Origin of the sequence: Protofrankia sp. Cas8, from assembly GCF_963555845.1 — a bacterium.
Taxonomy (GTDB): Bacteria; Actinomycetota; Actinomycetes; order Frankiales; family Frankiaceae; genus Protofrankia.
This window is the reverse complement of sequence record NZ_CAUVXI010000062.1, coordinates 1-6786: the sequence shown is the minus strand read 5'-3', so window position 1 is coordinate 6786 and position 6786 is coordinate 1. Positions and strand designations below refer to the sequence as shown.

The 6786-nt window shown below is 68.5% G+C and carries 6 protein-coding genes, 1 tRNA gene and 1 riboswitch; of the genes, 5 read left to right on the top strand and 2 right to left on the bottom strand.

Annotated elements, in window-relative coordinates; genetic code table 11:
- Positions 1-263: 263 nt before the first annotated feature.
- The 3 genes from U9977_RS11545 to U9977_RS11535 all read left to right on the top strand — a co-directional run bounded on the left by U9977_RS11545 (position 264) and on the right by U9977_RS11535 (position 3189).
- Positions 264-728 carry a hypothetical protein gene (locus U9977_RS11545; RefSeq protein ID WP_322749228.1) on the top strand — a complete coding sequence of 155 codons (465 nt, stop codon included), beginning with the start codon at positions 264-266 and terminating at the stop codon, positions 726-728.
- A gap of 130 nt (positions 729-858) precedes the next feature.
- Positions 859-1026: riboswitch (M-box (ykoK) riboswitch) on the top strand.
- Between the two features lie 414 nt (positions 1027-1440).
- Positions 1441-2472, top strand: coding sequence for a magnesium and cobalt transport protein CorA (locus U9977_RS11540; RefSeq protein ID WP_322749227.1), 1032 nt, complete (start codon positions 1441-1443; stop codon positions 2470-2472).
- A gap of 72 nt (positions 2473-2544) precedes the next feature.
- The gene (locus tag U9977_RS11535) at positions 2545-3189 is read left to right on the top strand and encodes a hypothetical protein (protein WP_322749226.1); all 645 of its coding nucleotides are present in this window, start codon (positions 2545-2547) and stop codon (positions 3187-3189) included.
- A 166-nt stretch (positions 3190-3355) separates the two neighbouring features.
- Here U9977_RS11535 and U9977_RS26925 read toward each other — a convergent pair whose 3' ends face one another.
- The gene (locus tag U9977_RS26925) at positions 3356-3559 is read right to left on the bottom strand and encodes a hypothetical protein (protein ID WP_416210567.1); all 204 of its coding nucleotides are present in this window, start codon (positions 3557-3559) and stop codon (positions 3356-3358) included.
- A 5-nt stretch (positions 3560-3564) separates the two neighbouring features.
- Here U9977_RS26925 and U9977_RS11530 point away from each other — a divergent pair, with 5 nt between their 5' ends.
- Positions 3565-4998, top strand: a complete 1434-nt coding sequence (locus tag U9977_RS11530) for a PepSY-associated TM helix domain-containing protein (RefSeq protein WP_416210566.1) — start codon at positions 3565-3567, stop codon at positions 4996-4998.
- A gap of 30 nt (positions 4999-5028) precedes the next feature.
- Here U9977_RS11530 and U9977_RS11525 read toward each other — a convergent pair whose 3' ends face one another.
- The gene (locus U9977_RS11525) at positions 5029-6108 is read right to left on the bottom strand and encodes a PfkB family carbohydrate kinase (protein WP_322749224.1); all 1080 of its coding nucleotides are present in this window, start codon (positions 6106-6108) and stop codon (positions 5029-5031) included.
- 275 nt (positions 6109-6383) lie between these two features.
- Here U9977_RS11525 and U9977_RS11520 point away from each other — a divergent pair.
- A tRNA-Ser gene (locus U9977_RS11520) sits at positions 6384-6472 on the top strand.
- The last annotated feature ends 314 nt before the right edge of the window (positions 6473-6786 follow it).

Below are 6786 nucleotides of genomic sequence, written 5' to 3'. Positions count from 1 at the left end.
CATACGGGCCGCATCACAGAACGTCCGTCGGGTTTCCTCGGCGAGATCGACGAGGAGCTCCTCCGGCGGTGAGCTGTGGATTGCGATGTAGGGCTGGATGCCGCGTGCGAGGATCGGTGAATCGGCCGCACGGTCAAAATTGGCCATACAGGCAGGCTACTACTCCTATCTGCAACCGCATCTTCTCGGATCGTTGTTGTTGACCTTCAGCTTTCCGCTGGGGATGCCGTGTCGCCCGGGTGTATGCCGGGCAATTGCGGGGTGTGAGAACGAACCCCCGGACCCCGGCCCCGGCCCCGGCGCCGATCCCGCAGAGCGCCGACCGCACCGCCCCGGAGCTGGCCGGCGACACCGTTCACGCGGTTGGAAAGATCAGCGAGGCGTTGGAGTGGGTGGAACGGGCGAGAGGTCATCTCTACGCGTTCCACCAGATGTCCGGTCGTGCCGATCTCATGCTCGGGTCGGCGTTGGCGGAGCTGGAGAACGCCGGGCACGCTGACATAGCCGACCGGGTGCGTCGGGACCTGTTCGGGCGGAACGTCCTCGACGGCCGGTGGACCTTCCAGGTGGTCGAGGAGTATGACGACGGCTACTTCCGAACATTCGTGGAGTCCGAGCGGATGGTCCGGGACGCGCTGACCGGTGGCCGGCGACATGTCTACGAGGCCCGGATGAAGGCGTCCGAGCGTGAGCAGGCTGGGCGACCCGCGTTCGGACCCGGCGCCTGAGAGTCAAAAAACTACTTAAAGTAACATGAGTTACCCTTTCGGTATGGAAGGTGTAGGTTGGGGCATGTCCGGAGCAATATCACCCGCCGGCGGTTTGACAGGGCACCGTTTCGGGCGGCACGCTTGGGATGCGGCACCTCGTTCGGTGAGGCGTCTGCACGGACACAGGCCACTGACCCCGAACGTCGAGAGACGCCCCGGGTCAGGACAGCTCTCCCCGAGCTAAGGGGTGGGCCCAGGTGGCTTCCTGGTTGGGATTACGCCGTGCAGTGCCAAAGCTCTGACGAGGAGGGGTGTTCCGCACGTGGTCCGGTGCTGGGCTGGGCACGATTCGTGCGATCACTGTCTGCGCAGGTGAAGTGTGCCCACGGGCGCCCGGCGGTGAAAGGAGGTGGCGGGATGAGTCCCGGCCATAGTCCGTGCCTGTCCTTGGCTGGCTCGGCGACCCCCGCCGCCTGAGTCCGGTCCCTTTACCTGTACCCGTACCCGTACCTGTACGGCATACCTCTGTACGACCGACATCGCCGCCGGGCTCTGGTTCGCGTCGGCGAGGGCGCTGCGCCCTGTTCGTCCATGCGGGTGGACTGGAGTGCAAGCCATGACTCATGGGCTGCTCCGGTAGGCGCGCTGGATCAACGAGTGCTCCGAACGCCGCTGTGAGCCCGGCGGCGCCTACCGGCACGGCCCGTAAGCCCCTTGAGGAGCTGGCGTGATGACCGTGATGGAGAACGCGTTCTACACCGAGGGTCGGCGTTTTGCGCGGCCGAACTCGTTGGGTGAGACCTATCAACTCCTGCGTGAGCGCCATGACGAACACAAGCAGGACCTCGCGTGGATCGGCCTGGTCCGTCCGGACCGGCGCGAGATCGCCTCGATCGCGAACGAGTTCGATCTGCACGAGCTCGCGGTCGAGGACGCCGTACAGGCGCATCAGCGACCGAAACTGGAGCGGTACGGCACGACCCTGTTCGTGGTCCTGCGTGCGGCGCGCTACAACGACACCCGCGAAGAAGTCGAGTTCTTCGAGCTGCACGTCTTCGTCGGTGATGATTATGTGATCACTGTGCGTCATGGTGACGCCCCGGACCTGCCGAAGGTACGGCGGCGGATGGAGTCCGATCCGGAGTTGCTCGCCAGGGGGCCGGAGGCGGTGCTCTACGCCATCCTCGACCGGGTCGTGGACGACTATGCGCCGGTGGTGGCGGGGCTGGAAAACGATATCGACGAGATCGAGACCGAGGTGTTCCGCGGGGACCCCGAGGTGAGCCGGCGGATCTATGAGCTGTCCCGGGAGGTCATCGAGTTCCAGCGGGCCACCAAGCCGCTCCTTGGGATGCTGGCCGCGTTGGCGTCGGGATTTGTGAAGTACGGCGTCGACGCCGAGCTGCAGCAGTACCTGCGTGACGTATCCGATCATGTCGTCCAGGTCGTGGAGCGCATCGAGGGCTTCCGGCAGCTGCTGGTGAACATCCTCACTGTGAACGCCGCACTGGTCGGGCAGCGCCAGAACGAAGAGATGAAGATCCTGACCGAGGCGAGTCTGGAGCAGAACGAGGAAGTCAAGAAGATCTCCGCATGGGCGGCGATCCTGTTCGCGCCGACCCTGGTCGGCACGGTGTACGGGATGAACTTCAGCGACATGCCGGAACTGCGCTGGGCGTATGGATACCCCCTCGCGATGGCGCTCATGGTCGGCGTCTGCGTCATGCTCTACACGATCTTCCGCAGCCGGCGATGGCTGTGACCACACCGGCGCCCGCCTGTCCTGTCTGAACTCCCGCCTGAACACGTTGTCATGCCCTAGGGTCTGGGGCTTGTGACCTGGGCCGCGACACCCGTTGGGCGGGGGGCGCGCGCCGCGACGGTGGCGGCCCTGGCGCTCGGGCTTGCGGTCGCCGGCCATCGGGCGGCGTGCGGCCGGTTGCCGTCGGTGCCGGTCATGGGGCTTGGGGCGATGGTGACAGCCCGGGTCTGCTGGGGATCGGCACAGGGCCGGATGTCCGCCTGGCGGCTTTCCGCCCTGGTGGTCGGCGTGCAGGCGGGCCTGCATCTCGCCTTTGCCGTCACCGAACCCACCGCCATGGCGAACGGTCTCGCCGGGGGCGCCTCCATCGACATCGCCGATCTCACCCACAGCGGTGACATGGCGCTCCAGAGTGCCGCGCCGGGCGTGGACCTCTTGCCCGGTGGGCCCGCGATGGCGTTCGCGCACCTGCTGGCCGCGCTCGTCCTCGGGCTCTGGCTCGCTGTCGGGGAACGCCTTCTGTGGCGGGCGGCGCGGGGCACCGCGGCCGTCGCGCGCCGCGTCGCCGGCCGGCTGCTGCGGCACCGGATCGGGTTCGTCCGCCCGTGTGTCGTCCGCCCGGTCCAGCCCGTCCGGTGGCTGCGGCGGGCACCACGTCTCGTCCTGCTCTTCCATGTCGTCATCCGCAGGGGTCCACCGGTTCTCGTACCGGCCTGACCGGTTCGGCGGGCGTGATCGCCCGGACGGTGTCCATCCGCGTGTAATCCGCGTTCCGTCCCACCGGGTTCAGCCGTGCCTCATCGGTCCGTCGCGGGGTCGTGAGTCAGAGCGCACTGAGCTGATCTTCATGTGTGGGGCGTCGCCGCGGCATGTCCGCGTGACCTCATTCCTGTGCTGGAGACGCATGTGACCACTTTTGATCATTTTGGGCTGTCCCCGGACGAGCCCGTAACACCTCCTGCTCCTCCTGCTCCTCCTGCTCCTTCTGCTCCTCCCGTTCCCGTCTCTGTTGCTGTTCTTGCTCCAGCTCCAGCTTCTGCTCCAGCTCCAGCTCCAGCTCCAGCTTCTGGCGATGCCGGCGGCGCACGCCGCCTGCTGGTTCGGCTGCACTTCTACGCGGGCGTGCTGGTAGCGCCCTTTCTGGTGGTGGCCGCACTCACCGGGCTCGCCTACACCCTCACCCCGCAGCTCGACGGGCTGGTCTACGCCGATGAACTGCATGTCGAACGGGTCGGGACGAACCCGCGTCCGCTGGCCGAACAGGTCGTGGCGGCTCGGGCCGTTCATCCAGAGGGCAGCGTGGCCGCGGTGCTGCCCGCTGACGCAGCCGACCGGACGACCCGGGTCGTGCTTGACGTGCCCGGCCTCGGTGACGACAAGCAGCGCACCGTCTACGTCGATCCGTACACGGGCCAGGTGCGGGGAGCGCTGACCACCTGGTGGGGGAGCACCCCGCTGACCACATGGCTTGATGATCTGCACCGCAACCTGCATCTCGGCACGCTCGGGCGGAACTACTCCGAGGTGGCGGCGGGCTGGCTGTGGGTGGTGGTCGGCGGTGGTGTGGTGCTGTGGGTGCTCCGGCGGCGCAGTGCCCGGCGGCTGCGCCGGGTTCTGCTGCCCGATCGTGCCGCGCGGGGTCGGCGGCGCACGATGGCCTGGCACGGCAGCATCGGGATCTGGCTCGTACTCGGCCTGTTGTTCCTGTCTGCGACGGGCTTGACGTGGTCGCGGAATGCCGGAGCGCACTTCAGCTCGGCTCTGGACGCACTGCACGCCCACGCGCCGGAACTCGACACCACCCTGCCGGTGCCCGCCTCCAGCCCCGGCCCCGCCTCCAACCCCGGCCCCGTCGCCGACCCCGGCCCCGTCGCCGACCCACAGCATGCGGGCCATGTGATGACCGACAGCGGGACGACTGCTGCCGATTCGACGACCGACCACGGCGAAGCAGGCATCACCGGGCAGCTCGACCGGGTTCTCGCCACGGCGCGCGCACGCGGACTGGACGGGCCGGTCGAGATCGACCTGCCCGCCGAGCCGGGCGTGGCCTGGAGCGTCGCCCAGACCGACAAGCTCTGGCCGGTACGGCTCAGCCAGGTCGCGATCGATCCGGCCGACGGCCGGATAGTCTCCCAGGCCGACTGGGCTGACTACCCGTTGCTCGCGAAACTCACCAAACTCGGGATCGCGGCGCACATGGGCCTGCTGTTCGGCCTGGCCAACCAGGTACTTCTCGCATCCCTGATGGTCGGCCTGCTGTGTGTGATCATCTGGGGTTACCGGATGTGGTGGCAGCGGCGGCCACTGCGCGACGATCGGCGGGCGCCCGTCGGCCCGGCTCCGGCGCGTGGCACCTGGCGCGGGCTGCCGCGGCCGGTACTCGTCGTCGGGGTCGTGCTCACCGCCGCTGTCGGCTGGGCACTGCCCGTCCTCGGCGTGACCCTGCTCGCCTTCCTCATGTTCGACGTGGCCGTCGGTGTCGTCCGGCGGACGCGGCAGCGCGGCGGCGCCACACCCGCCTGACGTCACACGGTCACCCGACCCGGCCCGGCGTTACCGTCCAGGCCGGGCCGGGTGACCGCCACCGCCGTGATCGCGTTGATCGCGTTGATCGCGTAGCTCGGCGGCGGTGGGTAAGGCGTCGTAGGTGCCGGGACGGCTGATGGTCAGCGCCGCGGCGGCGTGGGCGTGACGGACGGCGGTCGGCTGGTCGGTACCGGAGAGCAGGTGCAGGGCGAGGACAGCGGTGAAGGCGTCGCTTCCGCCGGTTGTGTCGATGACGTCGGTCGGATGCGCGCTGTAGGTCTGGGCGTTCGCCGAGCTGGCACGGCGGTCACCGGTGCTCGTACCGGCGCTCGCGTCCCACAGGGTGCATCCGTCCGCGGCGAGGGTGACGCAGACGGTCGGCACGCCGAGCGTGCTCCCCAGGGCCTCGGCGAGTCCGTCAGCCTGCCCCGCGCGGGCGGGGTGGTGTTCGGGGAGCAGGGCGCGGGCTTCGGCTTCGTTCGGGATGATCATGTCGACCTGCTGCCAGGGTAGGGCCCGGTATGCGGTCAGGTCGGCGGGCGACGGCGCGGGATTGACGATGACACGGGTGCCGGCGTCCCGGGCGATCGTGACGGCCTGGCGGATGGCCTCGGCGGCTGCCTCGAAGGTGATGAGGACGGCGTCCGCATGGGCGATTTCCGCCTTCGCCCGGTAAACGATCTCCGTGCTGGCGATCATATTGTCGGCGATGCCCCACGTGGTGGCGTTCTGACCGTCGGGCCGGGTGAACACGACACAGACCGGGGTTGGCGCGTTCGGCTGGACGGTCAGATGGGCGGTGTCGATGCCCTCGGCGGTGAGCGTCGCGACAAGATCTCGTCCGACCGCGTCACCTCCCACGATCCCCACCGCCGTGACGTGGGCGCCGCCCCGCGCGAGGGTGACCGCCTGGTTGAGTGCCTTCCCACCGGGCGTCGTCCGGATCGCGTCGGCCTGGATGTGCTCGCCCCATCCGGGCAGCCGCGGTGTGCTGACCAGGCAGTCGGCGACGTAGGCGCCGACCACCACGAACCGCGGCGGGTGCGTGCGGGCTGATCGGGCAGCTGGCCCGGCGGGCACCGGGGACGGCACGAGCGGGTCGGTCATGGCCGCCTTCCGTCGGGGAACCGGTGGCTCACCACCGGTGGGAGTGAGCGTGGACAGCCGTTGAGACTAACGTCGTCCGCCCGAACCGGTACGGGCCTCCTGCAAGAGAGTGCAACGGCGAACTCCTCGATCGAACAGGCCCTCGGCACACCGGCGGCCGATCCTGCAATACTCGGAGACGACCGGCTGCCCGGAGACGGGGACGACAGCCACGCGGAACAGGCACGGAACGGCCAGCTCGACGATCAGGCCAACCGGGTCGAAGCCGCAGGTCAGGAGGGCTCGCCTAGTGGCCGATGGCGGTGGTCTTGAAAACCACTAGGGGTGGCAACGCTCCTCGTGGGTTCGAATCCCACGCCCTCCGCTCCGACCAGTATCTTTGGCCTGAATCCGCAGGCCACGGTATTTTTGATCTTTCCTTTTACGATCTTTCTGTACCTTGTGGATGTCCGGCTGTGGCCGACCTGGAGCGGCCGTCTACGGCCATCTGTGGGGAATACGTGGGGACGCTCAAGGGGCGTCCCCGAGGGTGAGCCGTCGGGGCTCCGTGTCATGGTCGTCCCAGTCGTCAAGCGCGTAGCGTCTGCGCTCGGCAGCGGTGAGGAGACGGCCCGCCCGTGCCCGCAGGTCCTCGATTAACAGGGGTACATCGATGAGCCAGACTCGGGCGGAGGAGTC

Bases quoted from the DNA above. Each gene is read 5' to 3' on its own strand.
- U9977_RS11525 (WP_322749224.1), bottom strand. From the start codon at position 6,108: ATGACCGACCCGCTCGTGCCGTCCCCGGTGCCCGCCGGGCCAGCTGCC.
- U9977_RS11540 (WP_322749227.1), top strand. From the start codon at position 1,441: ATGACCGTGATGGAGAACGCGTTCTACACCGAGGGTCGGCGTTTTGCG.